Below are 25,945 nucleotides of genomic sequence, written 5' to 3' on the forward strand. Positions count from 1 at the left end.
TCAGGCGTGCTTGGCGACCAGGTCACCCACGCGAGGCAGTGCCTCGGTGACGTTCTTCTTCGCCGAGCCACGCAGGCTGCCGTAGAACTTCTTGACGACGGACTTGTCGGTCTCCTCGATGCGAGCATCGGTGACCGAGAGCAGCGCGTCGGATGCGGCGTCGCCGTTGGCGGCGAGGTACTGACCGAACGTGCCCTGCGGGGCAGCGTTGTACGACTGCCAGAACGGGTCCAGCTTGTCGACGAAATCGGGCCACAGAGCCGAGACCGCGTTGTCGATGTACGACGGCCCGACCTTCTTCACAGCGCCGTATCCCCCCTTGACCGCGAGTCCACTAGCGCCCTTCTTGTCCGCGACCTCGGCGTCGATCAGTGCCAGGACATCGACGCGCAGAGCGTCGGCCTTCGACTCGTCGAGCAGCGAATCCTTGAGTGCAGCAACCACTTCGAACTTCCTCCCAGATGTGTCAGCGGCCCCACGCGGACCGGGCGCAAGACTACCGCAGAAGGGCGTGGCAGCGCCGAACTCGATCGATCCACCACTGCGTGCGATCGGCGTCGGCATCGAGCTCGATCAGTGCCTCGGCGTCGGGTTCGAGGCTGCCGACCGGATACGTTCCGTCGATCACCTCCGGCACAGGTGCGACGTCTCGAACGAACAGTGCGCCCGTTCCCAGACCACAGGCGAATTCGAGGTGCGGCAGCGCAGCAGCAGCGGCCAACCCGGAGGAAATACCCACCGCTGAATCCAGAGCACTCGACACCACCACCGGCACGCCGTACTCCCCCAGCTCTCCGGCCAGCTCGAGCAGAGCCCGCATCCCGCCGAGCGGGGCCACCTTGAGCACCGCGATGTCGGCTCCGCCTGCTCGGACGACCTTCATCGGATCCTCGGCCCGGCGAATGCTCTCGTCGGCAGCGATCCGCACCCCGGGCACCCGACGCCGAACTTCGACCAGCTCCGGCACGGACGCACACGGCTGCTCGGCGTACTCGAGCGGACCGTCGGCGGTCAGGGCCGTCAGAGCCGCCACGGCCTCGTCGACGGTCCAACCCCCATTGGCGTCGACCCGTACCCGCGGAACCAGCTCGCGCACGGCACGCACTCGAGCGACGTCGTCGGCCAGGGTCTGCCCCTTCTCGGCCACCTTCACCTTGGCCGTCTCGGCACCGGGAGACCGGCTCAACACCGATGCCACGTCCGAGGCCGCCACGGCAGGAACGGTCGCGTTCACCGGGATGCGTCGGCGCAGGGGGTTCGGCGGTCCGTCCCACGCGGCCTCGATCGCCGACGCCAACCACGGAGCCGACTCGACGTCGTCGTACTCGCGAAACGGTGAGAATTCACCCCACCCGGCCGGTCCGTGAACGAGCATCACCTCGCGGGTGGTGATGCCGCGGAACTTGGTCCGCATCGGCATCGAGAGCACATGCGCGCCGTCCAGAACGTCGTCGATCGCGGGGATCATTGCTGCCCCGGGAGCAACTGCACCATCAACGCCTCGCAGTCGGCCAACAGGTTGCCGTCCAGATCCGTGAGCCGAGCGTTGATGAACGTCTTTCGTCCCTCGACCCGGTCCACCGCGCCCTCGACGATCAGCTCGGTGTTCAGCGGCGTCACCTTGCGGTAGTTGATGTGCAGGTACGCCGTCCGGCTGATGGGCCTGCCGTAGGCGTGCTGGACGAGACCGAAGAGGTCGTCGAACAGCAGTGGCAGCGTGCCACCGTGCGCGGCGGAGTTTCCACCGAGATGGAAACGACGGAACATCCCCCGACTTCGAACACCGTCTGCGTCGATCTTCTCGATGATCCACGGCATCAGCAGCAGCGAACCGCGACCCGGCAGACGTGGAACTCGCCCGGCGGTCTGGCGGCCCTCGGCCACCACGTGCGGGGTCAACAGCTCGATCAGTTCCCGAGCCTTGTCCGCAGCTGCCTCGGTCACTTCGGCCGGCAACGAGGTGGACACCGCGAGATCCTGCACCGTGCGCAGGGCCTCGAGCAGCTGCCCGTACTCCGGCCCCACCTTCGCCGGCACGAAACGCGGGAAGCCTCCATGGTGGTCGTAATCGCGGTCGAGCTCGATCGGGTCGGTCATGACTGCACGCTAGCTGCACCGACCGTTCGGCACGGAGCCAACCCCGGCCACCGTTAAGCTGGCGCCCGTGACCTTCACTCCCGCACTGTGGCGTCCCGTTCCCGGCTTCGAAGATCTGACCGACATCACGTATCACCGCCACGTGTCCGACGCGACCGTCCGGATTGCGTTCGACCGTCCCGAAATCCGTAATGCATTCCGTCCACACACCGTCGACGAGCTCTACCGCACCCTCGAACATGCACGGGTGAGCTCCGACGTGGGAACGGTGTTGCTCACCGGAAACGGACCGAGCAGCAAGGACGGCGGCTGGGCGTTCTGCTCCGGTGGCGATCAGCGCATTCGCGGTCGCAGCGGCTATCAGTACGCAGACGGAGAGACGGCCGACACCGTCGACAAGGCCCGAGCTGGGCGCCTGCACATCCTCGAGGTGCAGCGTCTCATTCGATTCATGCCCAAGGTGGTCATCTGCTTGGTCAACGGCTGGGCAGCAGGCGGCGGACACAGCCTGCACGTGGTGTGCGATCTGACGCTGGCAAGCCGCGAGCATGCGCGATTCAAGCAGACCGACGCGGACGTCGGCAGCTTCGACGGTGGTTACGGCAGTGCGTATCTGGCGAAGATGGTCGGGCAGAAGTTCGCCCGCGAGATCTTCTTTCTCGGCGAGACGTACTCGGCCGAGGAGATGCACCGAATGGGCGCGGTGAACAAGGTGGTCGATCACGACGAGCTCGAAAACACAGCAATCGAGTGGGCTGCGAAAATCAACGCGAAATCACCTCAGGCACAACGAATGCTGAAGTACGCCTTCAACCTGCAGGACGACGGCCTGGTGGGTCAGCAACTGTTCGCCGGTGAAGCGACCCGCATGGCGTACATGACCGACGAGGCGGTGGAGGGTCGCGACTCCTTCCTGGAAAAGCGCGAGCCCGATTGGTCGCCGTTCCCTCGGTATTTCTGACGCACTGGTGAATTCCACCCCGCACGGCCGCAGTCACGGCAGTTCTGCGGGTGCTGTCCGAGCCTGGTTCACCCAGCCCTACGACTATCGCTGGATGGCGGACTTCCAGAACTCCCGGCCCGCCGGGAAACTCATCCGGTGGGTGTTGGCATGCCTGACGCTCAATTTCGGTGTGCTGGCGGTGGTGTCGCTGTTCTCCGAGGACACCTCACGCAGCCCGGTCGCCGTCGCCTGGAAAGCAGGTCTGGTGGTGATGGTCGTGGCCGTCAGCGCCGCATGGATCACCAGACCGTTTCCCGGCCGACTCGGGGTGGTGGCTTTTGCGGTCTTCGCCGATCTGGGGACGGCGTCGACGCTGTGTATCAACCCGCTCGCGGACGCCCTGCTGACGTGCACGCTGTTCGCCGTGATCGGGACGTTCTGCACGTTCTGCCTCAGTCCTCGCTGGCTGGTGGCGCACCTGGTGTTCGCGGTGGCATGCACCCTCGTTACCGCGGCAGCGACGTACTCCAGCGAGGAGGTGGGCATCGCATCACTGATCTTCCGGACGAACGTCGTGCTGCTCACGATCGCCGCAGTTCCACTCGTCTCGCATCTGCTGATCACCACGTTGACCGACGATGCCCGCCGTTCGTTGCTCGATCCGCTCACCGGTCTGCTCAATCGTCGCGGTCTCGACGCGGTCATCGACGACGTGTGGCCACGCGGCCGAGAAGCCGATCAGTGCTCGGCGGCGTTGATGATCGACATCGACCGCTTCAAATCCGTCAACGACATGTACGGGCACGAGGAAGGTGACGCGGTCATCGTGCGCATCGCCGAGCGTCTGCGCACACCTGGGCGAATACGGCGTGATCGCGCGCACCGGCGGAGAGGAATACCTCGCCGTCGTGTCGACGAGGCGACTCCACATCGATGCACTGGTTCATGGGGTACGCCGAGCACTGCATGATCCCGAGGATCCCGTCGCGGTGACGGTCAGCGTGGGGGCCGCGATTCTGCACGCGGATTCACCTGTGTGGGATCAGAACGTCGACATCGTGACGCGAGCAACGCGGGTGGCGGACTCGATGATGTACGAGGCGAAGGCCGCGGGCGGCAACCGAATCGCGACGACCATGCTATGACCCACCACGTGGTATCCATGCGGGGTGGACATCCTCGCTTCTCGGACAATTCTCCGGCCCGTCGATTACCAGAGGACTCTTGAGTTCTACCGTGACGGTCTCTCATTGGCGGTGTGTCGCGAATACCCTGGAGGGACGGTGTTCTTCGCGGGTCAGGGCCTGATCGAGGTCGCTGCGCACCATCGCGGCGACGAATCGGGGTCGTTCTCCGGTGCGCTGTGGTTACAGGTACGCGATATCGACTCTGCTACAGCGGAATTGACGGCCGCCGGCATCGAGATCGTGCGTGAGGCCCGAACCGAGCCGTGGGGTCTGATCGAGATGTGGATCGAGGATCCGGACGCGATTCCCATCGTGCTGGTGCAGATCCCCCAGGATCATCCGCTGCGGCGGGACAACCGCTAGCCCGTCGACGCGTCGTCGGCGATCGCGCGCAGTACCGCCGTTGCCGACTGCGGCCGCGACCACAGATACCCCTGGGCCAGGGTGCAGCCGAGCTCGAGCGCAGCGTCGGCCTGTTCGCGGCTCTCGATACCTTCGACGATCATCGTCAGGTCGAGGTCTTTCGCCACTCCGGCCAACGACCTGATCATCGCCCGTCCGGCCACGGTGTCGACGAACCGCGTCAGGTGCCCGTCGATCTTGATGCCGTCGGGCTGCAGCGTCACCAACCGTTCGAGTGAGGACCAGCCCGAACCGAAATCGTCCAGCAGCACCCGAAAGCCCAGCCGATGCACGTCGTCGATGTGCCTGCGCAGCAGCGGCCCCGGCGTCACGGCAGTGGTCTCGGTGAGTTCGAGCGAGATCGACGACGGCGACACCCCGGAGGACGCGATGGCGCGCTGCAGCTGACTCACGCCGTCGGGATGCGCGAGGTGGCGTCCGGAAATGTTGACGGTCAGCCGCAGGTCCGGACGATGGACGTGCCACTTCTTCATTTCGGCCGCGGCCTGGGCGAGCACACTGAGATCGACGTCGATGATCAGTTCGCTGGCCTCGGCGAACGGTACGAAATCCGCAGGCACCACCATCCCCCGGGTGGGGTGGTGCCAACGCGCCAACGCCTCGAAGCCGACGATCTCCTCCGTCCGCAGATCCACGATCGATTGGAACCAGGGGACGATGTGGCCGTCGGCGATGGAGTCGGCGATGTCGTTGTCGCTTCCGAGCCGGATGACGCCCGATCCGACGCGGCGATGCAGGTCGAGTTGCTCCTCTAGTACCGACGCGAACTGTTCGAGTTCCTGCATCTGCTCACCCGAGAGCGAGCGCGGCGTGCGATCGAGCAGGCAGAGTGTGCCGATCACCAGGCCCTCGCGCCCCCGGAGCGGAACCGACGCGTAGGACGCGATGCCGTTGTCGTCGAGGATGGCGCGCTGCCGGGTGGTGGCGTGGACGCGTCCGTGCGCCACCACTGCGGGTTCGCCGGAGCGCACCACGTCGTCGCAGAGGGTGTCGGCCCGTACCACCGTGGACACCGGCGGTCCGCCGACGTTGACCAGCGTGTATTGAGTGTCTTCGTCGAGCACGTTGAGCTGGGCAATGGCGAATCCGACGCTGCGTGCGGCGAATTCGACCGTCGATCGCAGAGCGGGCGTCGTCGCCTCGACATCGAGGTACCGACGAGCGGAGTCGCTCTGCCGGCGAGACTGGGAGCGCGCGGTGTCCGCGACCTCACGGTCCACCGGCATCACCTCGCAACGAACAGCCGGGCCCGTTCTGGAACCGGATCCAGGTGAGCTTAACCGTGCCACATCTGCAGTTTCGACCGATAGCCCATCCGAGAGCGGTCACAACGACGGATAGCGAGTGTGCAGCAGCCGATGCCGCAGCACCGCCGCGGCGAGTCGCCTGCCTTCCTCGGTCGCGACAGAGCCGGACGGCTGCGGCCTCGACGCCTGGCCCGGTTCCGGCAACTCGAACGCCCCGAGAGCGCTCAGTTCGGCAACCAGGGTCCGAGCAAGCGGCTCGGCGTGCTCGGCAGCGGGCTCCTCGCCGGAATGAGTCCACCCCTCGGCGCGCAGCAGACGCGCCAGGTCGTCTGCTGTCGATTCCACGTCGGCGACATCGTGACCGACGATCATGCGGGCCAGAACGACCTCTGCGGCAATCGTGTCCGGGTGATATTCGGTGCCGACGATGCCTGCGGTGAGCACACGCCAGAGCCCGTCGGAGCTGAGCTGTCGAGTTCGGGCCGTCGGTACCAACCGCCCGGCGGAACGACGCAGCAGACGCACCCGCATCAGGAGGCGTCGGACGATCAGCACTTTCTCCGTGTCGAGTTCGCGGCCGACATGCGAGGGTCGTTCGGCCGGAGGAAACACGCTGTTCGCGATGCTCGCCACCAACTCGTCCGGCAGGTACCCGGCGTCGGTCAACGCGACCCCGTCCCCGATGCATCCGATGAAACTCTCGAGCCTGCGCACACAGCCGTATACGGGCTCGACGGCCTCGTGCAGCGTCTCGCGCAGCCCCAGATACAGCTCGGCCCGCGGTGCGCTGTAGTTGCTCCACAACTCGATGCGGTGGTCGAGAAGCTGTTCGAGCAGGACTGCCTCGGAGTCGTCCTTACCCCGATCGGACGTCAGCACAGCATCGGTGACGCCGCGTCGACGCATGGCCTGCGCGTTGGCACCGAGCGGTCGCCCACCGGGCTTCGACGGCTCGAACTCGCCGGCTATGGTCGCCACTTCCAGTGTCTCGCCGATCTTTTCGACGATGGCCCGCTCGACGCCGGTCGGGGCGTCCTGCCAGGTGACGAGCTCGGTATCGACGGCGCCGATGCCCGATTGTTCGGTGGCGGCGCGATAGTGCTGCAACCACTCGGCGTCGTCGGGTGTTCGCACGAGCTCCTCGGTGACGGCGCTTCGGGCGATTTCCGCGTATCCGACGCGTCCGAGCCGGTCGAGCAGGTCGCCGAGGGCACGGGCGATATCTACCGCGCGATCGGGCCCCTCGGCCGCGTGGCGCAGGTACACCCACAGATAGGTCTGCACGGAATGTTGCGTCGGGCCGGCGGGCGGAGACACCTCGACCAGACCGTCCCACCCCAGGCGCGCGTCGGCGGCGAGCGCGGGATCGACGGAATCGAAGTACGACAGAGCTGCCCACACCGCGTCGTCCATGCCCGATCCCTTCACGATGTTCCACTGTTCCACAGCGACTCGATGTCGGGTGACAACCGCGGGTGCGCCCGTCCGCGATCGAGCCGAGCGACTAGCCTCGAGTCCGTGCTCGAGAGCGTATCCATTCCGTCGGGGCCTGCAGCGGCGGAGATCATGCCGCGCCTGAGCCGCATGCTCGCCGGCGACGGCCCGGCCCTGCTTCCCGTGCCCACCGACGATCCGCGTGAGACCGAGCGCCTGCACGACGCACTTGCACCGGGAACCCCCATCGACGACGGCGTCGCCCTGGTCGTCGCGACCTCCGGGACGACGGGTGTCCCCAAGGGAGCCATGCTGTCCGCGTCCGCACTGGTGGCGTCGGCGACGGCCACCGAGGAGCGACTCGGCGGACCAGGGTCGTGGCTGTTGGCGTTGCCCGCGCATCACATCGCCGGAATGCAGGTGCTGCTCCGCAGCGTTCTCGCCGGGACCTCGCCCGTCGTCATGGACGTGTCGAGAGGTTTCGATCCCTCCGCTCTGATCGACGCGGTGGGATCGATGCCGGGACCCCTGCGCTACACCTCGCTGGTCCCCGGGCAGCTGGTGAAGGCATTCCAGATCCCCGAGGCGGTCGCGGCCCTCGCCTCACTGGACGCAGTGCTGCTCGGCGGGGCCGCGACGCCGGTTCCACTGCGAGAGAAGGCACACGACGCAGGAATCCGGTTGGTGCGAACCTACGGAATGAGCGAAACGGCCGGTGGCTGTGTGTACGACGGAGTTCCGCTGCACAGCACCGTCGTACGCATCGACGACGGCAGGGTCGTGCTCGGCGGAAAGACCCTGGCCTCGGGATACCGCGGACTGCCCGACCATCCGGCCTTCGCCGAACCGGGATGGTTCCGCACCGACGACGCCGGAACCATCGTCGACGGGGTTCTCAGCATCTCAGGACGACTCGACGAGGCAATCTCTACCGGTGGACTGACCGTCGTGCCGCAGGTGGTCGAAGCCGCACTGATCACGCATCCCGCGGTACTCGAATGTGCAGTCGTGGGATTGCCCGACGAGCGACTGGGCCAGAAAATCGTGGTCGCAGTCGTCGCCTCTGCTCCGGTGACATTGGCGGACCTGCGCTCCCACGTTGCCGCCTCGCTGGACATCACCGCCGCGCCACGAGAATTGTTTCTGCTCGACTCCCTACCCACACGAGGTCCGGGAAAACTGAATCGGGCGGAACTCCGAACTGTGCTGGAGAAGCGCTGAGTTGAGTCCCGTTCGGCGCTGCGTCCCGGGTTTGGCGCTGCGCCCCCGGTTGACCGCCGCGGCCTTCGGGTGGCCGCAAACGCGCGCGCGTTCGTCAGGTGCGCGCGGAATAGTCGGCGAACAGGTGGCGAAACTGCGCGCGTTCAGCAAAGGCGCGCGCGTTTGCGCCGGAGCGGTCATTCGAGCGGCGTGCCTTGATGGTGCACCAGTTCCCATCCGGTGTCCGTGCGCCGCCACAGCGAGGTTCTACGAGCGCGCATCTCCGACGTTCTCGAAATCCACTGCAGCAGAACATAATCTGGACCGATCACTCGTCCGGTCGGTTCGATCACCTCGATTTCCACGGGGATCTCGGTGCCGAGCATATCGAGTGTCGACGACTTGTCCCACATCGTGCCCCAGGGCTCCGACCTCGGTGAAATCGTCGGCGAGCAGACAGGTCAGTCGCTCGCGATCGCGTCGACATTCGGCAGTCTGCAGCTCTCGTTCGAGCGCGAGAACTGTCGACAGGTCGTTGTCAGCGCTGGGTCGACCGGCGGAGGCAGGCGGCATGGGATGCACTGTCTCACGCACGAATGCGCGGGCGTTTGTCAGGTGCGCGCGGAATAGACAGCGGACAGGTGGCGAACGTGCGCGCGTTCGGCAAACGCGCGCACGTTTGCGGCGGAGGTGAGTGGGCTGGGGGGCGAGCGGTGGGTGGGCGGCGGAGGTGGGTGGGCTGGGGGGCGAGCGGTGGGTGGGCGGCGGAGGTGGGTGGGCGGCGGAGGTGGGTGGGCGGTGGGTAGGGGCGAGCGGTGGGTGGGCGAGCCACCGACCAGCCGACGCCTCAGCCCGCCATCTTGTCGTACAACCGCTTCACGTCCGTCTCCGTCCAGCCCGGCGGCTCGAGGATGTCGGCCCACATGTTCACCGCGTCGGCTCCGTAGCTGTGGCCATGTCCGTCGTCGACGTTCGTGGAGAAGACTTGATCGAAGGTCAACTGCCAGAAGGTCACGAACGGGAACCACTGCACTCCGGGGTCGACGTCGGCACCGCGCGGTTCTCGTAGCCAGTCGGGCCGGTTCAGGATCAGATCCGGCGACCACCACACGATGGGATCGGATGCGTGCTGCCAGTACACGATTCGAGGCTCTTCCCACTGCCCACCGATGTCGAGATCCCCGGACGAACTCGCGAAGCGAACGTGCTCTGCGCCGTCGACGACGGGCAGGATCTCTCGGGAACCGGCGTCGCGTCCGGCAGTGATGCGCGCCCACTGAGGCGTGAAGTTCGGGTTGCCTACCCACAGGGCACCGTCGATGCGCGCGATCATGTCCTGCGCGCCGCTGAACGCATCCTGTCCGCCGTAGGCACCCAGGCTCTCACCGAACAGCACCAGCTTCGGTCGCGAATCCTCGGGGAGTTCGCTCCACACTTCGTACACCGCCTCGAAGAGAGCTCGTCCGGCATCCTGCGGAGTCTGCCGGTCGGCCAGAAATGCCATCGGGCTCGGCAGAAACGAGTACTGCATCGACGCGATCGCCGAATTGCCGTCGTACAGGTATTCCAGAGGGCGGGCGACGGATTCGTTGACCCAGCCCGTTCCAGTGGTAGTGGCAACGGCGAGTACCGGGCGCGAGAACGCGTCGGTGCGTTCGAGCTCGGCGACCACTCGGTCGGCGACACCCTCGATGGTCTCTGCCGACTCGACACCTGCGTACGCGCGAATCGGTTGCACCGCGGGCCTACCGGTGAATGTGCTGATCTCGTCCACGGTGGCACCGGACGCGACGAACCGTCGCCCCTGTTGGCCGAGCGAATCCCACGGCTCATTCGACGCGGCCGAACCGGAAAGCTCCACGGCGCTCGGCTGTTCCACGCCCTCGTCGGTACCACGATCGGCCGTCGAAGCCGACCGTTCGGCGACCGCCACGATGCCGCGAACGAGCGCGCCGTTGACGGCGAACACCACCAACAGGGCCACGACGATCACGCTGGCGATCCTCGCGACCGGCTTCGGCACGTACTGCTTACCCCACCGCGTCAACGCCTGAGATGCTCGCCGCAGCAGACGACCCAACGCCAGCACAGCCACGGCCACCACCAGAGAGACCACCAGCACCGCGAGGTACAACGGCCTGCCGGGATCCTCCACGCCGACGAGCTTGCGGACTATCTGCTGCCACCACGATCCCAGGATCAGGAACAGCGGAATCACCACCGCCGCAGCAACGGCCAACGCCCACCAACCGCGTCGAGGCCACCGCTCGGACCAGTCCGGTGACACCCCACAGCGTCGCACCACCCACGCGATGAGGCATCCGACGCCGTATCCGATCGCGACGCTGATACCGGTGGCAACAGCCTGTAGATACCAGACGCGGGGCAACAGCGACGGAGTCATCGACAGCGCGAAGAACACCACGGCGAACAGCAGGCCCACGGGATGCAGCGCGCGGCAGTACCGATCCCCTCGCGAGCCCCGCCACCACGAACCGATCCGGGCCGACTGCCGTGTAGTCACTACCAGATCGTATTTCTCCGCCGACTGGGCTGCACCCACTTCGACGTGCAAGCATTCAGTACATGAGTGTCCTGGTTTGCTTCCACGCACATCCCGACGACGAGGTGTTCGGTACCGGTGGCGTGATGCGCCTCGCCGCCGATGCCGGCCACCGCGTCGTCCTGGTCACCGCGACCGACGGTGCCCTCGGCGAGTACCCCGACGGCATCCTCGCCGAGGGCGAGACGTTGGCCGAGCGCAGGCGCATCGAGCTGGATCGTTCGGCCGCCGCTCTCGGAGTCGCCCGCATCGTGCGGCTGCACTATGCCGATTCCGGAATGGCCGGTACTGCAGAGAACGCGAACCCGGACGCGTTCTGCAACGTCGACGTCGACACTGCGGCACAGCGATTGGCCGACGTACTGCTCGAGGAGCAGGCCGACGTCGTCACCATCTACGACCCTAACGGTGGCTACGGTCATCCGGACCACATCCAGGTGCACGTCGTCGGCAAGCGCGCCACCGAGATCGCCGGGACTCGTTTCGTGTACGAGACCACCACCAACCGCGATCACATGCGCAAGCTGATGGAAGCCAATCCGCACTGGGGCGAAGAAGCGTCACCGCCGGACATCGAGACCTTCGGCCTGCCGGAAACCGAGATCACAACGGTGGTCGACGTGTCCAGCGTGATGGCCGCCAAACGGGCAGCGATGGAAGCCCACGAAACGCAGGTCGGCGACTTCGGACCGTTTCTGCAGATGTCTCTGGAGGACCTCGCCACCACGTTCGGCACCGAATGGTTCAGAAAGCTACGCGGCACCGGGGGCGTCGGCCTCACGGAGACCTCGCTCCCGCTCTGAACTGGCCGGACAGCGGACGCAAGCGCGACGGCCACCAGATCGTAGGCCGATGATGTGACCCCATCGACTTGACCTTCGGATTGTTTCGAGCCTCTAACCAAACCGCGAGACGGTACAGTGTTCACGTCGCCTGTCATGAGGGCGAGTTCTTCAGACCTGAACACCGTCACCGAAATGGAGAGGCCGGAGAAGCGATGCGTTCGTCAGTGGGTGTGTCCCTGGGCACGTGCGGCATTCGCACGGCACGGACCACCGAAGACGGCGCGTGGACCGACGGCACCCAGTTCGACGATTGGCAGCTCTCCCCCACCGCGTCCGACGTCGCGCGCGTCGTCCGCGGCATCGTCGACAGTCCGGACGCGCCCCAATCACTCGGCGTCGCCTATCGGACACCCGAGGAACGCACGGGGATCGCCAACGCGCTGGCCGAGGAGTACGTCTCCGACGTCCACCTCATCGACAGGACAGGCGCGGCAATGGAATACCTGCGCCCGGGGCTCCCCTCCCATCACCGAACGGTCGCGCTGTTCGACGCGGGCGAGACCGGAGTCGACGTCGACATCGTGGACGTCGAATCCGGCCGCTCCTACGGTTCGGCGCGGACCACCGCCATGAGCGGTGCCTCCTTCGACGCTGTGGTCCGTGAACACATACTCGGACTCGGCATAGTGCGTCCGCCCCAATCTCCGGACGAAGACAGTGCGCTGACGGCGTTCTGCCGCGGGATCAAGGAAGCGCTGTCCTCGCACCTGACCACCAGCACTCCCGACGGCGAGCACATCCTCCTCGAGCGGCACATCTTCGAGTTGTCCATTGCACGCTCCACCGAACAAGCCGCCGAAACGGTGCGTCAACTCGGTCTCGAGGCCGAGTTCTATCCCGACGCCGTCATCGCCATCGGCGGCACGTCCAACGTTCCGTTGGTCCGTGCCACCCTCGAACGCTTCCTGCAACTGCCGGTCGTCGTCCCGGACAGACCAGAGCTGGTCGTCGCCGGCGGTGCCGCGGTACACGCCACCCACGTCGACGCGACCCACGTGCCGCCCCTCGTCTCGCACCGCCCCGCGTTGGCACGGCTGGGCATGATCGCACTACCGATCGCGGGCGTCATCGCCGCGATCGGACTGTTCACCGCACTCGGATCCAGCGACGAGAGTCAACCGCTGAGCACCCCCGCCAGCGTCGGTGAGTCGGTTCCGCAAACCACGACGCCTGCCGCCACCAGCACCACGACGGCCACATCGTCGCCGCCCCCCGACATCCCACCTCCCCCACCGACCACCACCGCACCTGCACCTGCTGCCGCCGATGCAGCGCCCTACGTGCAATACCAGCAGCCGCACTACTACCCGCCACCACCTCCGCCTCCCCCCACGGTGCCCCTCCCACAGATTCCCGGTGTCCAGATGCCCGTCATCCCGCTGCCGGTATTGCCGCGCCTGCCGTTCTGACCGGCCGCGTTCTCACCCGTCGGACAGATACGGAAAGATCGTCGCTCATGGCCACCACTGCGCAATGGATCGAAGGTGCGCGACCGCGCACACTCCCGAATGCGATCGCCCCCGTCCTCGTCGGCACCGGTGCGGCCGTATCGCTGGACGGAGGAGTGTGGTGGAAGGCGCTGCTGGCGTTGGTCGTCTCGCTGGCTCTGATAGTCGGCGTCAACTTCGCCAACGATTACTCCGACGGAATCCGTGGCACCGACGACGATCGAGTCGGGCCCCTGAGACTGGTCGGCTCGAAGGCCGCGTCCGCCGGGGCAGTCAAGAAGGCCGCCATCGGTTGCTTCGCAGTCGGCGCAGTGGCCGGACTGGTCCTGGCTGCGACCAGCGCGTGGTGGCTGGTCATCGTCGGGCTCGTCTGCATCGCCGGTGCCTGGTACTACACCGGCGGCTCGAAGCCGTACGGCTACAGCGGTTTCGGCGAGATCGCCGTGTTCGTGTTCTTCGGTCTCGTTGCGGTTCTCGGCACCCAGTTCGTGCAAGCCGAGCAGATCGACTGGGCGGGAGTGTTGGCAGCGGTGGCTGTCGGATCGTTCTCGAGTGCAGTCCTGGTCGCCAACAACTTGCGCGACATCCCCACCGACACCGAATCCGGGAAACTCACTCTCGCAGTGCGATTGGGCGACACCCGCACTCGCTACCTGCATCTCGCGTTGCTGGTGGTGCCGTTCGCGATGACCGTCGTTCTGATTGCTCGCACCCCATGGGCACTGGTGGGCCTGCTCGCGCTTCCCTTCGCCGCTCGCGCGAATTCCCCGGTACGCAAGGGAGCTCATGGATTCGAGCTGATTCCGGCGCTGCGCGATTCGGGCCTGGCGATGCTCGTCTGGGGCGCGAGCACGGGCGTTGCGTTGGCCTTCGCCTAACGCTTGTCGGGCACGAACGCGCCCAACAGGAAGTTCACGATCGAGATGATGATCGCGCCCCAGAACGCGGCGGCGAAACCGACGATCTCGAGACCGTAGCCGGTCTGCGACGACAGCCAGCCCGTCAACAACAGCATCAACGCGTTGATCACGAGAGTGAACAGCCCGAGAGTCAGAATCAGCAACGGCAGCGACATGAGCTGCACCAGCGGCTTGATGAACGCATTGACGATCGTCAACACGGCCGCGATACCCAGCAGCACCACGATGTCCCACCCGTCGCCGCGCCCCGAGCTGGTGACAGTGATGCCGTCCACGAATTCTTTGGCAACCCAGATGGCAACGGCGTTGATCACGAGCCGAATCAAGAAGTTCATGGCGCCATCGTAGAGTCGCAAACGGCCGAGAGCTATGGCGTCGAGGTAGAGATCGTGGCACGTACCGCATCCAGAGTGACTCCCACCGGCAACAGCGAGCTGGCGGCCAGCTCGTCTTGCCCAAGAACACCGAGCAGGACGTGAGCGACTCCGATCTCGCGATCGCGAAGTGCAACTGCTTCTTTCAGCGACTGTCGGAGAGCGCTTTTCGCAGCTTTGTCGAATGGCAAATGCTTCCTGGCCTGTTCGCTGTTGCGATCGAGAGCACCCGCGCCGAATGCGGCGTCGACCTGCGAAACGACGGCGTTCAGATCAATTCCGATCGACTCGAGCGCACGTGCGTCTTCAGAACCCAGGGCCGAATCGGCTCGCAATGCCGAGCGAACGGCATCGGATGCAACCCCCAATGTCGACATTCGAGTCTTCAGTGATTCGTCAGCACCGTCCAGTGCGGCGAGCAACAGGTGCTCGACGCAGATGCGAGGCGCTCCCATCTCGCGCGCAACCTCCTGCGCATCGATCACGGTGAGTCGAGCTGCAGCAGTGAACTTTTCGAACATGGTCTACCTTCCTTTTCCACCGTACTTCTTGTGCACGGCCTGTCTACTGATCTCGAGAGAGTCGGCTATCGCTTGCCAGGGCCATCCCTGGTTGCGGGCGTTGCGAACCTGGACGGCTTCCAGGCGTTCGAGCAGGCGACGCAGTGCGAGCACCGCGCGTAGCCCTTCGGCAGGGTCGGGACTGCTCGCTGCAGCGGCGAGCGTGGTGGCTTCGGTCATCATGTCAATCTAGGTTGACAGACCGATTTTTGTCAATCTTGATTGACAGAGTGGTGTGCAGCCGCAGCAGGAGTGGCACCGTCGACAGCACGACGACGATGCCGAAACCGAGCCCCGCCAGTACGTCGTGCGGATAGTGGACACCGGCCGACACCCTTGCGGCCGCGATCAGCACAGCCGCCGGACATACCACCCACGCGCTCCGAGGCACGGTCAGGACGCAGGCCGTCGCTACAGCTGCTGCGAGCACGGCGTGATTGGACGGCCAGGACCAATCATCGATGTCGGGGCAGGCGATGACGATGGACACATCGATTGTCCGGCATGGCCGGGCCTGGGCCACAAGAACCTTCACTACCTCGCTGGCGAGGTAGGCGGTCACCACCCCGCAGCCGCCCGCGACCAGCACCCCGAACGATTCCCGATCCCGCAACCAGGTCCGAGCTGCGAGGACAATCGCAGACGCCACCGAGACGAGCAATCCGATCTCGGCCACTGCCGCAATCAGCGCGTGCGGCAACGCCGTGTCCGACATTCGGACCACCGAACGAAACAGTGGCTCGCGGACCGGAAAGGTCAGCGCGGACAGACAGAGAAGTACAGCCGCTGCGAGGGCAAAACCGCAGTAGGAGTTGATGGTCGGCCTTCGTGTCGAATTCATGCTCAGGACGCTACGAAGGGTCTAAGCCCGGTAGATCTGGCCGAAGTCGATACCTGACTATGACCCTGGTACTAGTCGGACGACGCGCCCATCGTCGAGGATGTGAGACATGAACACGGTCGATGCGTCCACACGTTGCCGCGCGGCGACCGCACTGATGATCGTCGCTCTCGTCGCGCTCACGTCCGTGCCGAGTCCCGGCCCGTGGACCGCTGCGGCCGTCGCCGTGTGTGCAGCGATTATCGGGCTTGGCCCGAACCCCTTCCGACGCATCGCCGTCGCCTGGATTCTGGGCGCGTCCGTTCTGATTGCAGTCCTGGTCGCCTGGGGCAGTGTGTGGACAGAGCTGCCCCGGGACGTTCTCTACGCCTCGCTACGCATGGGAGTTCCGTGGCTGGCCGGCTTCGCCTGGCAACTCCGCACGCAGGTGCGCAACCAGGCCGTCGAGGAATTGACTGCAGCGCGACAGCGTAGAACCGCTGCCGCGGAACGGGATCGAGCCAAGGAGCGGCTCGAGCTCGCGGAGTCCCTGCACGACGACCTCGGGCATTCGCTGAGTCTGGTAGCCCTCGACCTCGGCCGCCTCGAGCTCGACTCCACACTGACGCCCTCGGCACAGGAATCGGTGGGTACCGCACGAAAGCAGCTCGCCCGTGCGGTGGAACGACTGGGCGACTCGGTGGAATCGCTGAGGGTCGGAGCAGCACCGGGCCTGCCTCGCCGCGACACTGTGGACGCGTTGATCCAGCGTGCTCGTGAATCCGGCGTCGACGTCGAGGTGACGAGCACGGTCGACGTGCCGAACCTGCCGGAAGCGGCTCACAACCCACTGTCTCGAGTGTTGCAGGAAGCCTTGACCAACGCAAGCAAGCACGCACCGGGACTCCCGATCACCGTCGAGATCGCCGGCGACGGGGCATATTCGTCTGTGCGCGTAAGCAACCCCGTCGAGAACACCGCTGAGTTCGGTCGCGGCACCGGACTCCAATCCACGGCAGATCTTTTGCGCCGCAGCGGAGGCGACCTACGGGTCGACCTGAGCGAGGGCGAATTCGATCTCCGTGCTCGGATTCCGCACAGACCGTTGCCGATGGACCCGATGGACATGCCACCGGAGGACGACATCGCCGGTCTCACGCGAGCCCAGCGTCGCGGACGGCTGCTACTCGTCGGCGCTGCACTTGTGGCCGTGTCGATGCTGGCGGCCGTGGAGAGCTTCAACTGGTTCGAGGCTCGGCGAACTGTACTGTCGGAGGACGACTTCCAGAATATCAGCGTGGGTGACAGTCGAGGCGACGCCGCCGGCGTGCTACCCGAACACGAACTACCCGGCGAGGCCGGGGGAACAGGTGAGTGCCACTTGTATGCCGTCACCGCGGATCGATTCGCGGACTCGTCCGGTAACCGCTATCGCATCTGTTACAACGGTGACACCGTGTCCGAAGTAAGCCTGATCTCGGAGTGAACGGCACTCGATCGGGACAGATCAGAATCCTGATCGCCGACGACGAACCACTCGTCCGCGCCGGCATCATCGGGATCCTCGGTACCGAACCGGATCTGAACGTCGTTTGCGAGGCCGCCACCGGACGCGAAGCACTGGACATGACACGCTCACGCTTGCTCGACGTCGCACTGCTCGATATCCGAATGCCCGAGCTGTCCGGTCTCGAGGTTCTCCGCGAACTGCGGCGCGGCAACTCGACCTTGCCGTGCCTCATCGTGACGACATTCGGTGAGGACGACTACGTGTCGGAGGCCATGAACTGCGGTGCCGATGGGTTCGTACTCAAGTCCGGTGACCCTCGCGAGCTGATCCTTGCCGTCCGAGCCGTGTCGGACGGAGGGGCGTTCTTCTCACCCGCTGTGGCCCGAAGACTTCTCACCGACTCCGTGGTTGCACGACTCGATCGCAAGGTACAGGCGCAGAATGCCTTTCGGGCACTCACCACCCGCGAACAGGACGTCATACAGCTGATCGGCCGGGGCATGTCCAACTCCGACATCGCCGCCGAATTACATCTGGCCGAGGGCACGGTCAAAGTCCACATCACGTCGATCCTGCGGAGGACCGGGGCTCGGAACCGAGTTCAGGCGGCACTCATTGCAGTCCATGCCGACGAGGCCTGATCGGCCGTCTCGCGGACTCAGCGATCCAAGTCGATGTCGACAGTCACCCGCCCACGGTCGTCACGAGTCGCCACGGCAAGGCCGGAGTGATGGACGCCGGCGAGGTCGACATCGACCCGACCGCCGTCGCTCTCGAAGTTTCGCCACCAGCTCTTCTTGTCCGGCACGGCCACCGCAACTTTCACGTGATTGCCCGTTCGCTTGTAGGCCACTGGCAGTGAGAACTCCTTGCCGGATTTCCGGCCGGTATAGGTCAGGATCCCCATCGACCGTCCGAGCACTCTGTCGAGCACCGGCGCCTTCATGACGACCACGAAAACCTTGTTGAACGCTGCTGCCGATTTCTGGAAGGTGTTCACTGTGCCGCCTCCGGGGTTGCCCTGCACGTGATGCCGAGCGTAGCGGCGTTGCCGCTCGACGGAGTCGTCACTGCGAGGACACACCGTCTTCCATCGACTCGGCCAATATGTTCAGGGCTTCGAGGACTCGCTCCCGTCGCGCACCCATTGCGTCGAACAATCGGCCGTGAGCTGCAAGCTCGCGCGGAAAGACATCGTCCACAACATCTTTGCCCGCGTCGGTCAACGTGATCGACGCAGACCTCCGATCCTCGGCGTTCTGCACGCGTTCGAGGAATCCGCGGCGCTCGAGTTTCCCCAACGCCTTGCTGACTCCGGCGCGAGTCATACCGAGCAGTTCGGCCAACCGAACTGCCGTCACGGGTTCCGTGCCGTAGCGCAGCGGCACCATCAGTTCGACCTCGGCGACCGTGACGCCGGCCTCGGCATAGATTGGTTCGACGGCCAACTCGAGGAGCGCGACGATGCGCTTGATCTGGGCAACCACCTGCATCGGCGAGGCGTCGAGGCCGGGGTTGGATTCGGCCCACCGTGTGCAGGTCAGTTCACGAAGCGATGCGTCGGTCATCGTCACCACCAATATTGTTAACCAGTTGACAGTCCTGCTACGTTCAGACTCTAGCCCATCGACTTCGAGGAGCCCTCTTGACGTACGACACCGTGGTGGTCGGCGGCGGACCCGCCGGGCTCAGTGCCGCAACACTGTTGGCCCGCGCTCGCCGGCGAGTGGTCCTGGTCGACGCCGGGCATCCACGCAATGCGCCTGCCGATCATGTTCACGGGTTCCTGTCGCGTGATGGCGCATCGCCGCACGAACTACGCGAGGAGGGAATCCGGGAAGTGCTCAGCTACGGCGGGGAGCTAGTGCAGGACAATGTCACTCGCATAGACGACGGATTCACGGTTCACCTCGAGAGTGGCTCGGTCCTGGATTCTCGATCGATACTGGTGGCCACCGGCCTCCGCGACGAACTGCCCGACATTCCGGGCGTACGCGAGCACTGGGGCTCAGGGGTCTTGCATTGCCCGTACTGCCACGGCTACGAGGTGCGAGATCAACCCATTGCCGTGATCGGCGGATCGAATCGACCGTTCACCGTCCATCAGGCCTCGCTGATTCGCCAATGGTCCTCGGACGTCATCTTCTTCACCAACGGGATCGAGCTGACCGAAGACGAACGGATCGGACTCGACGCCCGATCGGTCGGAATCGTGGACGTCCCCGTCTCTCGGCTCGTCACGGAAGACGGCATCGTCGCCGGCGTCGAACTCACCGACGGCAGCGTCGTTCCCAGAGCGGTCGTCTTCGTCGGCCCGACATTCGTCCCCAACGACGGTCTGCTGACCCGGATCGGTTGCGCGCGACTGGAGAACGGGTGGGTAGCAACCGACCCGACCGGCCGCACCAGCGTGGACGGACTGTGGGCCGCGGGCAACGTCTCGGATTCGCCTGCGCAATTGATCAATTCGGCGGCAGCAGGCTCTCGGGCAGCGATCGACATCAATCACTACCTGCTGGCTCTCGATGTCGCCTTGGCCGTTCGCTCGCGCTGAGCGCCTCGACCAGGGCGGCAGAACTTGTCGGTGGTCGGTTCTACACTTCTCGGCAACGGGTCGAATACGTGTTCGGCCCTTCGTCGCTGGGGGGTGACATGGGGCTACGCGAGTCGACATGGATGGCTGACGATCACTCTGCACTCGCCGACGTTCTCGGTGCGCGCCGAAGGATCAACGCTGCTGCCGCATCGGAACTGGCGCTCATGGACGACTACGTTCGCGGCCGAACCGCATGCGCCTCGCCGTGGGACACAGGAGTGACCGAAAAGGATCTCTACAGCTCGGCGATCTGCGAGCTGGCGGCGGCACTGTCGTCCACCTTCGCGTCGGTCAACAACAAGGTGCAGATGTGGCGCCGATTGCAGCCATCGGTGAAACGTCGATTCGTCGACGGTTCACTCGACATGGAGCGGGTCAGGACGATTCACGATCACTTGCTCCACGCTCGACCGAACACGGTGGTCGACATCGAAGCCGAGGTCCTCAAGGCCGCCAGAGAGATGGCACCGGGCGCTCTGGGGCGCGAGATCGATCGACTGCTCACCGAAGCCGATCCGGATTGGGACCGCGAAGTGCGCAAGCGTGCTGCGCGCACGGAGAAGCGAATCCGGTTGCGGAGACGAGCACGAGGAATGTCCAGCCTCACCACGGTGATGACCGATGGCGAAGCCGACGAACAGATTTCACGGATCGACGGCGAGATCGCGCGCCTGCACCCGGAGGATCCTCGATCCCCCGATCAACGACGAGGCGAAGCACACAATGCGTTGATGCGTGGCGAGGCACTTATGTGCCAGTGCGCATCGTGCCTGACCTCCCGCGGTGACGTCGCGATTCCCGAGGCCGACGAGCCGCAGCCAGCTGGCGCGACCGACACTTCGACCAGCGACACAGCCGGATCCGACGAGACATCCACTGCGAGTTCGGAATCCGCGCCACAGGGGCCGGTGCGGCCGATCAGGCAACCGCCACCGGCCACAGCGCCACCCGGGGACACAGCACCACCCGACAAGGCACAGCGATCGCGACCAGGAGGAGGGACGCTGATCGAGCGTTGGCGGGCCGTCGTCGAGAGCAATCCCCTCGGCGTGCACGCGTTGTACCCCGACGGTCACGGAGGCATGACGGTTCCGCCACCGGGGGCACTGTCCTACAAGCCGAGCAGGGCACTCGCGGCGCGAGTTCGCGCCGACCATCCGTACTGCCTGCATCCTGGATGCGACGTGCCTTCGGACCGGTGCGACCTCGACCACGTCGTCGAGTTCGATCGGCAGAATCCGGAGCGAGGGGGGTGGACGATCTCGACGAACATCGGCCCGCGCTGTCGACTCCACCACAACCTGAAAACGCGCAAACTCTGGCACACGGAACTACTACCGGAAGGGGTGCTGCACATCGTCGACCCACTCGGACGCCACTACTTCACTGCGCCGACCCTGTGAAGATTCGATCACCTAGGGTTGGTTCGGTGAGCACCGCGAATCTGACTCGGACCGAAACTCGCAGGCGATCGCGCCACATCGGCGGGGTGAACTATCGCGTTCACCTGGATCTTCTGCGCGCAGAGGACGCAGACCTCGACACCTTCGAGACAGTGACGACAATCGAATTCGACGCGACCACAGCGGCGACATGGGTCGATTTCATCGGTGCCTCGGTCGACGAGGTCACTGTCAACGGCATCGACGCGGCGGTCGATTACGACGGTTCACGGATTCAACTGGTGGGGCTCGCCGAGCACAACATCGTCCGGATTCGCGCGCGCGGACGGTACAGCCGGTCGGGTGAAGGACTGCATCGGTTCGTCGATCCTGTCGACGACAACGTCTATCTCTACACGCAGTACGAACCTGCCGATGCACGCCGGGTGTTCGCGAACTTCGAGCAACCGGACCTCAAAGCGCCCTTCACTCTGACGGTGACGGCTCCACCGACGTGGACCGTGCTGTCGAACCGTGAGGGAGTCACTGCCGACACTGTCACCACCTTCGCTCCCACCCTGCCGATATCGACCTACATCACCGCGATTGCGGCCGGTCCGTATCACCGCGTCCAATCGTCCTGGACAAGAGGTGAACTCACCGTCCCTCTCGGCGCGTATTGCCGGGCGTCGCTCGCCGAATACTTCGATGCCGAGGACATCTTCGACATCACGAAGCAGGGCCTGGACTTCTTTCACGACAAGTTCGACTACCCGTACCCGTTCGGAAAGTACGACCAGATCTTCGTCCCCGAATACAACCTCGGCGCGATGGAGAACCCAGGCCTCGTCACGTTCACCGAATCGTATGTATTCCGTTCTGCGGCAACCGAAGCCCAGTACGAGGCCCGAGCAAACACGATTCTGCACGAGATGGCGCACATGTGGTTCGGTGACCTCGTCACGATGCAGTGGTGGGACGACCTGTGGCTCAAGGAATCCTTCGCGGACTTCATGGGTGCGTACGCGTCGGCCGAGGCGACCCGATTCACCGATGCCTGGGTCAGCTTCGCCAACCGACGAAAGGCGTGGGCATACCTGCAGGACCAGCTCCCGACCACTCACCCGATCGTCGCCGACATCACCGACCTCGAGGCCGCGAAGCTCAACTTCGACGGCATCACCTACGCCAAGGGGGCGAGCGTCCTCAAACAACTCGGGGCGTTCGTGGGTGCAGATGCCTTCTTCGCCGCGTCCCGCAACTACTTTCGCACCCATGCTTTCGGTAACACCACACTGACGGATCTGCTGAGCGAGATGTCCGCAGCGAGCGGACGCGACCTCGACACCTGGGCTGCAGCATGGCTGCAGACCACCGGCGTCTCCACGCTCAGCTACACCGGCGATGCCGTCGAGCAGACAGATCCGCGGCCTCACCGAATCGCCGTCGGGCTCTACGATCTCGACGACGCGGGGAATCTGACGAGAACCCACCGCCGAGAACTCGACATCACCGATGCACGAACGGCGGTCGACTTTCCCGATGCCGCACTGGTGCTGCTCAACGACGACGACCTGACGTATGCCAAGATCCGATTCGACGAGCGCTCGACTACCACCGTGCGGAACCACCTCGATCGCATCGTCGATCCCCTCGCCCGAGGCCTGGTGTGGTCAGCGCTGTGGAACTCCACCCGCGATGCTGAGATGTCTGCGCTCGAATACATCGACATCGCAACCAGATTCGCGCCCAACGAGCCCAAGATCGGCCTGTTGTCGGCGGTCACGGCCAACGTGGCGTACGCCCTCGCGCACTACCTCCCGGAGGACCGGCGGGGCGAACCCACCCGGCAGTGGCTCGAGGCGTCGTGGACGCAACTGCATGCGAGCGAGCCGGGGAGCGATAGCCAGTTGGTGTGGGCGCGAGCCACCGCGGCCGCAGCCCAACTCGACGGTTCCCGCGCGCCCGACCTGCGCGCACTTCTCGACGGCGCGGCGACGGTGCCAGGACTGCGTCTCGATCCCGATCAGCGCTGGTCGTTCTGGCTGGCCCTGGCCGCAACCGGGAACGCGACCTCGGCCGAGCTCGACGCCGAGCTGGCCTCCGACGACACCTCGTCGGGGCGCACCTCACACACCGCGGCGTCGACGGCGATACCCGATGCCGAGGTCAAGGCGAGGGCGTGGACTGCCATCACCGAGCGCGACGATGCGTCCAACGATGTTCTCGACGCCTTCATCACCGGCTTCGGGGCCGGGCACCGACCGGACCTGACGCAGGCGTACCACGACCGGTACTTCGAGGCCATCTCGTCGTTGTGGACCTCGCGCAGCATCGAGATCGCGAGGCGAATCGTCGTCCGCCTGTTCCCGCAGCAGTCGTCGACGGAGGCCGCGGACAGCTGGCTCGCCGAGCACGAGTGGGCACCGGCTGCCCTGCGGCGCTTGGTGATCGAGCAACGAGACCACCTGGCGAGGAGCCTGCGGGTGCAGGCGCGGCTAGGCTGATGATCGTGCCCACCAATGCCACTCGTCGCTCGCTCGCCACGTCCGCGCTCGCTGCCGGCGGACTGCTCGGCGGCTTCGCCGTTGCCCGGCAATCACACAATCGTCAGCTCGGCGGAGCGGTGCTCGCAGCCGTCGGCGTGGCATGCACGACCCGCTGGCAGAAATCCTCGGGCTCGGTCCGTGCCGGTGCCTTGCTCGGGACCTGTCTCGTCGCGTTCGGTGCCTCGCACCCGCTGGCCAAGAAGATCGGTGCCTGGCCGGCGGTCGCCGCGGTGTCCGCTGCAACTGCAGCGGCATCGATGGCGGTGGGCAAGTAGGTCGCCTCAGAGCACTCCGGTACGAATGAACTGTTCGAGCACTGCGGTCGGTTCATCGAGATCCATTCCCTGGTTCGAAACCCAGGCGTCGTCGAAATAGGTCTGCGAATACCGATCTCCGCCGTCGCACAGCAGTGTCACTACGCTCCCGCTGCGGCCTGCGGCAATCATTTCCGCGATCAATCCGAAGGCACCCCAGATGTTGGTGCCCGTCGATCCGCCCACTCGTTTGCCGAGTGCGTCCGAGGTGAATCGTGCGGCGGCCACGGAGGCGGCGTCGGGCACTGCAATCATTCGATCGATCACCTGGCCGACGAACGAGGGTTCGACGCGCGGTCGGCCGATGCCCTCGATGCGAGAGGACAGCCCTGTCTCGTAGCCCGCGTCTCCGGACTCGTAACCGCCGATGAACGCCGAATTCTCGGGGTCCACCACTGCCAATTGCGTTGCGTGCCTGCGATATCGGATGTAGCGGCCGATGGTGGCGCTGGTTCCACCGGTCCCTGCACCGACGACCACCCAGTCGGGAATGGGGCATTCCTCGAGCCGCAGCTGGTCGAAGATGGACTCGGCGATGTTGTTGTTTCCGCGCCAGTCGGTGGCTCGTTCGGCGTGCGTGAACTGGTCCATGTAGTGGCTGTCGGGCTCGGCCGCGAGTCGATGGGCTTCGGTGTACATCTCGCCGGGCTGATCGACGAAGTGACATCTCCCGCCGTGGGACTCGATGAGTGCGACCTTGGCGGGGCTGGTGCTCCGTGGCATCACGGCGACGAATTTCAATCCGAGCAATCCGGCGAAATACGCTTCACTGACGGCAGTGGAGCCCGACGAGGCCTCGATCACCGTGGTGCGTTCGGTGACCCAGCCGTTGCAGATTGCGTACAAGAAGAGCGACCGAGCCAGCCGGTGCTTCAGGCTGCCGGTGATGTGTGTCGACTCGTCTTTGAGGTACAGCGAGATTCCCCAGGCAGCGGGGAGCGGGTATCGCAACAAGTGCGTGTCGGCGCTGCGTTGGGAATCGGCCTCGATCAACCGGACCGCATTGTCGACCCATGCCCGGGATCCCGAGTGATCGACCGACCTGGTCATTTCTTGCCGTCTTCACCGCGCAGCTTCGACTGCAGGTCCGCGCGCGCGGCGCGCCTGTCCTCGTCGACAGCTGCGATGGACTCGTTGACGCGAATACGCATGTTCTTGAACAGGAGCAGCGACAGCGGTAGCGAGATCAGCACCGAGAAAATCGCGGCCACGAGTACCGGGACCTCGACGCCGAAGAGTAAACCGACGCCGACGATGACGGCCGCGATCACGACGACGAGCGCCAGTCGCGCGAAGGTGTAGACACCGAGGTTGACGGCGAGGGATTTCTTCGCCGACTTACCTGGCGCGGCGTTTTCGCTGGTGGGATCGTTGCTCTCTGCATTCGTCGCGTCGCTCACGGGTCCCAATCTACCGGGCTCGGCGGGCACTCCGACCCACCCCCAGCATGACCGATTTGTCCATTACCTCCCCTTTACCAACCTTGTATCAGTCGAGTACCTAGGGGTTCGAGTGCAACCATGGGGATCGAAC

At 65.2% G+C, this 25,945-nt stretch carries 27 protein-coding genes and 1 pseudogene; 13 read left to right on the forward strand and 15 right to left on the reverse strand.

The window, feature by feature from the left end; translation table 11 throughout:
• Genes AB0366_RS05130 through AB0366_RS05140 form a run of 3 tightly spaced genes read right to left on the reverse strand, consistent with a single transcriptional unit; the run spans position 1 to position 2,097 of the window.
• Positions 1 to 444, reverse strand: coding sequence for a hypothetical protein (locus AB0366_RS05130; protein WP_037187084.1), 444 nt, complete (start codon positions 442 to 444; stop codon positions 1 to 3).
• Between the two features lie 52 nt (positions 445 to 496).
• Positions 497 to 1,468: an o-succinylbenzoate synthase gene (locus tag AB0366_RS05135; RefSeq protein WP_366242992.1), complete on the reverse strand. Its 972-nt coding sequence runs from the start codon at positions 1,466 to 1,468 to the stop codon at positions 497 to 499.
• Positions 1,465 to 2,097 carry a PaaI family thioesterase gene (locus tag AB0366_RS05140; protein ID WP_121873430.1) on the reverse strand — a complete coding sequence of 211 codons (633 nt, stop codon included), beginning with the start codon at positions 2,095 to 2,097 and terminating at the stop codon, positions 1,465 to 1,467. Before AB0366_RS05140 ends, AB0366_RS05135 begins: the two co-directional genes overlap by 4 nt.
• 67 nt (positions 2,098 to 2,164) lie before the next feature.
• Between AB0366_RS05140 and AB0366_RS05145 the strand changes: the two genes are divergently transcribed.
• From AB0366_RS05145 to AB0366_RS05155, 3 genes and pseudogenes are all read left to right on the forward strand, one after another.
• Positions 2,165 to 3,058, forward strand: coding sequence for a 1,4-dihydroxy-2-naphthoyl-CoA synthase (locus tag AB0366_RS05145; protein WP_366242993.1), 894 nt, complete (start codon positions 2,165 to 2,167; stop codon positions 3,056 to 3,058).
• 253 nt (positions 3,059 to 3,311) lie between these two features.
• A pseudogene (locus AB0366_RS05150) lies at positions 3,312 to 4,185 on the forward strand (GGDEF domain-containing protein).
• 24 nt (positions 4,186 to 4,209) lie between these two features.
• Complete coding sequence (locus AB0366_RS05155; protein WP_121873433.1) at positions 4,210 to 4,590, forward strand: VOC family protein; 381 nt, start codon at positions 4,210 to 4,212, stop codon at positions 4,588 to 4,590.
• Here the strand turns inward: AB0366_RS05155 and AB0366_RS05160 are convergent.
• Positions 4,587 to 5,870, reverse strand: coding sequence for an EAL domain-containing protein (locus AB0366_RS05160; protein WP_366242994.1), 1,284 nt, complete (start codon positions 5,868 to 5,870; stop codon positions 4,587 to 4,589). The genes AB0366_RS05155 and AB0366_RS05160 overlap by 4 nt on opposite strands.
• A 105-nt stretch (positions 5,871 to 5,975) precedes the next feature.
• On the reverse strand, positions 5,976 to 7,325 hold the full coding sequence (locus tag AB0366_RS05165; protein WP_366242995.1) for a hypothetical protein: 1,350 nt from the start codon (positions 7,323 to 7,325) through the stop codon (positions 5,976 to 5,978).
• Between the two features lie 138 nt (positions 7,326 to 7,463).
• Here AB0366_RS05165 and menE point away from each other — a divergent pair, with 138 nt between their 5' ends.
• Positions 7,464 to 8,552 carry an o-succinylbenzoate--CoA ligase gene (gene menE / locus AB0366_RS05170; RefSeq protein ID WP_366243775.1) on the forward strand — a complete coding sequence of 363 codons (1,089 nt, stop codon included), beginning with the start codon at positions 7,464 to 7,466 and terminating at the stop codon, positions 8,550 to 8,552.
• A gap of 176 nt (positions 8,553 to 8,728) precedes the next feature.
• Here the strand turns inward: menE and AB0366_RS05175 are convergent, their stop codons facing one another.
• Together AB0366_RS05175 and AB0366_RS05180 are read right to left on the reverse strand one after the other, a co-directional pair.
• Positions 8,729 to 8,944: a hypothetical protein gene (locus AB0366_RS05175; RefSeq protein WP_366242996.1), complete on the reverse strand. Its 216-nt coding sequence runs from the start codon at positions 8,942 to 8,944 to the stop codon at positions 8,729 to 8,731.
• 434 nt (positions 8,945 to 9,378) lie between these two features.
• On the reverse strand, positions 9,379 to 11,055 hold the full coding sequence (locus AB0366_RS05180; RefSeq protein ID WP_366242997.1) for an alpha/beta-hydrolase family protein: 1,677 nt from the start codon (positions 11,053 to 11,055) through the stop codon (positions 9,379 to 9,381).
• A 62-nt stretch (positions 11,056 to 11,117) separates the two neighbouring features.
• Here AB0366_RS05180 and AB0366_RS05185 point away from each other — a divergent pair, with 62 nt between their 5' ends.
• From AB0366_RS05185 to AB0366_RS05195, 3 genes are all read left to right on the forward strand, one after another.
• Positions 11,118 to 11,897 carry a PIG-L family deacetylase gene (locus AB0366_RS05185; RefSeq protein WP_121873436.1) on the forward strand — a complete coding sequence of 260 codons (780 nt, stop codon included), beginning with the start codon at positions 11,118 to 11,120 and terminating at the stop codon, positions 11,895 to 11,897.
• A 194-nt stretch (positions 11,898 to 12,091) separates the two neighbouring features.
• Complete coding sequence (locus AB0366_RS05190) at positions 12,092 to 13,348, forward strand: Hsp70 family protein (protein WP_366242998.1); 1,257 nt, start codon at positions 12,092 to 12,094, stop codon at positions 13,346 to 13,348.
• A gap of 47 nt (positions 13,349 to 13,395) precedes the next feature.
• On the forward strand, positions 13,396 to 14,265 hold the full coding sequence (locus AB0366_RS05195; RefSeq protein WP_121873440.1) for a 1,4-dihydroxy-2-naphthoate polyprenyltransferase: 870 nt from the start codon (positions 13,396 to 13,398) through the stop codon (positions 14,263 to 14,265).
• Here the strand turns inward: AB0366_RS05195 and AB0366_RS05200 are convergent.
• From AB0366_RS05200 to AB0366_RS05215, 4 genes are read right to left on the reverse strand one after another with little or no spacing between them, the layout of a single operon-like run.
• Positions 14,262 to 14,642, reverse strand: coding sequence for a phage holin family protein (locus AB0366_RS05200; protein ID WP_121873441.1), 381 nt, complete (start codon positions 14,640 to 14,642; stop codon positions 14,262 to 14,264). The two genes, AB0366_RS05195 and AB0366_RS05200, sit on opposite strands and share 4 nt — an antisense overlap.
• A gap of 32 nt (positions 14,643 to 14,674) precedes the next feature.
• Positions 14,675 to 15,202: a Clp protease N-terminal domain-containing protein gene (locus AB0366_RS05205; RefSeq protein ID WP_366242999.1), complete on the reverse strand. Its 528-nt coding sequence runs from the start codon at positions 15,200 to 15,202 to the stop codon at positions 14,675 to 14,677.
• A 3-nt stretch (positions 15,203 to 15,205) separates the two neighbouring features.
• Positions 15,206 to 15,421, reverse strand: a complete 216-nt coding sequence (locus AB0366_RS05210) for a helix-turn-helix domain-containing protein (RefSeq protein ID WP_366243000.1) — start codon at positions 15,419 to 15,421, stop codon at positions 15,206 to 15,208.
• A gap of 4 nt (positions 15,422 to 15,425) precedes the next feature.
• Positions 15,426 to 16,082, reverse strand: coding sequence for a phosphatase PAP2 family protein (locus AB0366_RS05215; RefSeq protein WP_366243001.1), 657 nt, complete (start codon positions 16,080 to 16,082; stop codon positions 15,426 to 15,428).
• A 109-nt stretch (positions 16,083 to 16,191) separates the two neighbouring features.
• Between AB0366_RS05215 and AB0366_RS05220 the strand changes: the two genes are divergently transcribed.
• A complete protein-coding gene (locus tag AB0366_RS05220) occupies positions 16,192 to 17,547 on the forward strand; it encodes a histidine kinase (protein WP_366243002.1) in 1,356 nt (451 codons plus the stop codon).
• Complete coding sequence (locus AB0366_RS05225) at positions 17,544 to 18,212, forward strand: response regulator transcription factor (RefSeq protein ID WP_366243003.1); 669 nt, start codon at positions 17,544 to 17,546, stop codon at positions 18,210 to 18,212. Before AB0366_RS05220 ends, AB0366_RS05225 begins: the two co-directional genes overlap by 4 nt.
• 17 nt (positions 18,213 to 18,229) lie before the next feature.
• Here AB0366_RS05225 and AB0366_RS05230 read toward each other — a convergent pair whose 3' ends face one another.
• On the reverse strand, positions 18,230 to 18,655 hold the full coding sequence (locus AB0366_RS05230; protein ID WP_262498464.1) for a nitroreductase/quinone reductase family protein: 426 nt from the start codon (positions 18,653 to 18,655) through the stop codon (positions 18,230 to 18,232).
• On the reverse strand, positions 18,639 to 19,139 hold the full coding sequence (locus tag AB0366_RS05235) for a MarR family winged helix-turn-helix transcriptional regulator (protein ID WP_366243777.1): 501 nt from the start codon (positions 19,137 to 19,139) through the stop codon (positions 18,639 to 18,641). The genes AB0366_RS05230 and AB0366_RS05235 overlap by 17 nt, the downstream gene beginning before the upstream one ends.
• Positions 19,140 to 19,216: 77 nt before the next feature.
• On the opposite strand from AB0366_RS05235, the gene AB0366_RS05240 reads away from it, so the two are divergent.
• The 4 genes from AB0366_RS05240 to AB0366_RS05255 all read left to right on the forward strand — a co-directional run bounded on the left by AB0366_RS05240 (position 19,217) and on the right by AB0366_RS05255 (position 24,373).
• Positions 19,217 to 20,125, forward strand: a complete 909-nt coding sequence (locus AB0366_RS05240; RefSeq protein WP_366243004.1) for an NAD(P)/FAD-dependent oxidoreductase — start codon at positions 19,217 to 19,219, stop codon at positions 20,123 to 20,125.
• 122 nt (positions 20,126 to 20,247) lie between these two features.
• On the forward strand, positions 20,248 to 21,570 hold the full coding sequence (locus AB0366_RS05245) for a DUF222 domain-containing protein (RefSeq protein ID WP_366243005.1): 1,323 nt from the start codon (positions 20,248 to 20,250) through the stop codon (positions 21,568 to 21,570).
• 26 nt (positions 21,571 to 21,596) lie between these two features.
• On the forward strand, positions 21,597 to 24,056 hold the full coding sequence (gene pepN / locus AB0366_RS05250; RefSeq protein ID WP_366243006.1) for an aminopeptidase N: 2,460 nt from the start codon (positions 21,597 to 21,599) through the stop codon (positions 24,054 to 24,056).
• Positions 24,056 to 24,373 (forward strand): hypothetical protein, encoded by a 318-nt coding sequence (locus tag AB0366_RS05255; protein WP_366243007.1) that lies wholly within the window; start codon positions 24,056 to 24,058, stop codon positions 24,371 to 24,373. The genes pepN and AB0366_RS05255 overlap by 1 nt, the downstream gene beginning before the upstream one ends.
• Positions 24,374 to 24,379: 6 nt before the next feature.
• On the opposite strand, the gene AB0366_RS05260 is transcribed toward AB0366_RS05255, so the two are convergent.
• Both AB0366_RS05260 and AB0366_RS05265 read right to left on the reverse strand, forming a co-directional pair.
• Positions 24,380 to 25,462 (reverse strand): PLP-dependent cysteine synthase family protein, encoded by a 1,083-nt coding sequence (locus AB0366_RS05260; RefSeq protein WP_366243008.1) that lies wholly within the window; start codon positions 25,460 to 25,462, stop codon positions 24,380 to 24,382.
• Positions 25,459 to 25,812 carry a DUF4229 domain-containing protein gene (locus AB0366_RS05265; protein WP_366243009.1) on the reverse strand — a complete coding sequence of 118 codons (354 nt, stop codon included), beginning with the start codon at positions 25,810 to 25,812 and terminating at the stop codon, positions 25,459 to 25,461. Before AB0366_RS05265 ends, AB0366_RS05260 begins: the two co-directional genes overlap by 4 nt.
• Positions 25,813 to 25,945: the final 133 nt, after the last annotated feature.

Source organism: Rhodococcus sp. NPDC076796 (assembly GCF_040702765.1).
Lineage (GTDB): Bacteria > Actinomycetota > Actinomycetes > Mycobacteriales > Mycobacteriaceae > Rhodococcoides.

Excerpts from the sequence above, each read along its gene's own strand:
- AB0366_RS05135 (WP_366242992.1), bottom strand. The coding sequence starts at position 1,468 with ATGATCCCCGCGATCGACGACGTTCTGGACGGCGCGCATGTGCTCTCG.
- AB0366_RS05140 (WP_121873430.1), bottom strand. The coding sequence starts at position 2,097 with ATGACCGACCCGATCGAGCTCGACCGCGATTACGACCACCATGGAGGC.
- menE (WP_366243775.1), top strand. The coding sequence starts at position 7,464 with ATGCCGCGCCTGAGCCGCATGCTCGCCGGCGACGGCCCGGCCCTGCTT.
- AB0366_RS05175 (WP_366242996.1), bottom strand. The coding sequence starts at position 8,944 with ATGTGGGACAAGTCGTCGACACTCGATATGCTCGGCACCGAGATCCCC.
- AB0366_RS05185 (WP_121873436.1), top strand. The coding sequence starts at position 11,118 with ATGAGTGTCCTGGTTTGCTTCCACGCACATCCCGACGACGAGGTGTTC.
- AB0366_RS05190 (WP_366242998.1), top strand. The coding sequence starts at position 12,092 with ATGCGTTCGTCAGTGGGTGTGTCCCTGGGCACGTGCGGCATTCGCACG.
- AB0366_RS05195 (WP_121873440.1), top strand. The coding sequence starts at position 13,396 with ATGGCCACCACTGCGCAATGGATCGAAGGTGCGCGACCGCGCACACTC.
- AB0366_RS05200 (WP_121873441.1), bottom strand. The coding sequence starts at position 14,642 with ATGAACTTCTTGATTCGGCTCGTGATCAACGCCGTTGCCATCTGGGTT.
- AB0366_RS05205 (WP_366242999.1), bottom strand. The coding sequence starts at position 15,202 with ATGTTCGAAAAGTTCACTGCTGCAGCTCGACTCACCGTGATCGATGCG.
- AB0366_RS05210 (WP_366243000.1), bottom strand. The coding sequence starts at position 15,421 with ATGACCGAAGCCACCACGCTCGCCGCTGCAGCGAGCAGTCCCGACCCT.
- AB0366_RS05215 (WP_366243001.1), bottom strand. The coding sequence starts at position 16,082 with ATGAATTCGACACGAAGGCCGACCATCAACTCCTACTGCGGTTTTGCC.
- AB0366_RS05220 (WP_366243002.1), top strand. The coding sequence starts at position 16,192 with ATGAACACGGTCGATGCGTCCACACGTTGCCGCGCGGCGACCGCACTG.
- AB0366_RS05235 (WP_366243777.1), bottom strand. The coding sequence starts at position 19,139 with ATGACCGACGCATCGCTTCGTGAACTGACCTGCACACGGTGGGCCGAA.
- AB0366_RS05245 (WP_366243005.1), top strand. The coding sequence starts at position 20,248 with ATGGCTGACGATCACTCTGCACTCGCCGACGTTCTCGGTGCGCGCCGA.
- AB0366_RS05255 (WP_366243007.1), top strand. The coding sequence starts at position 24,056 with ATGATCGTGCCCACCAATGCCACTCGTCGCTCGCTCGCCACGTCCGCG.
- AB0366_RS05260 (WP_366243008.1), bottom strand. The coding sequence starts at position 25,462 with ATGACCAGGTCGGTCGATCACTCGGGATCCCGGGCATGGGTCGACAAT.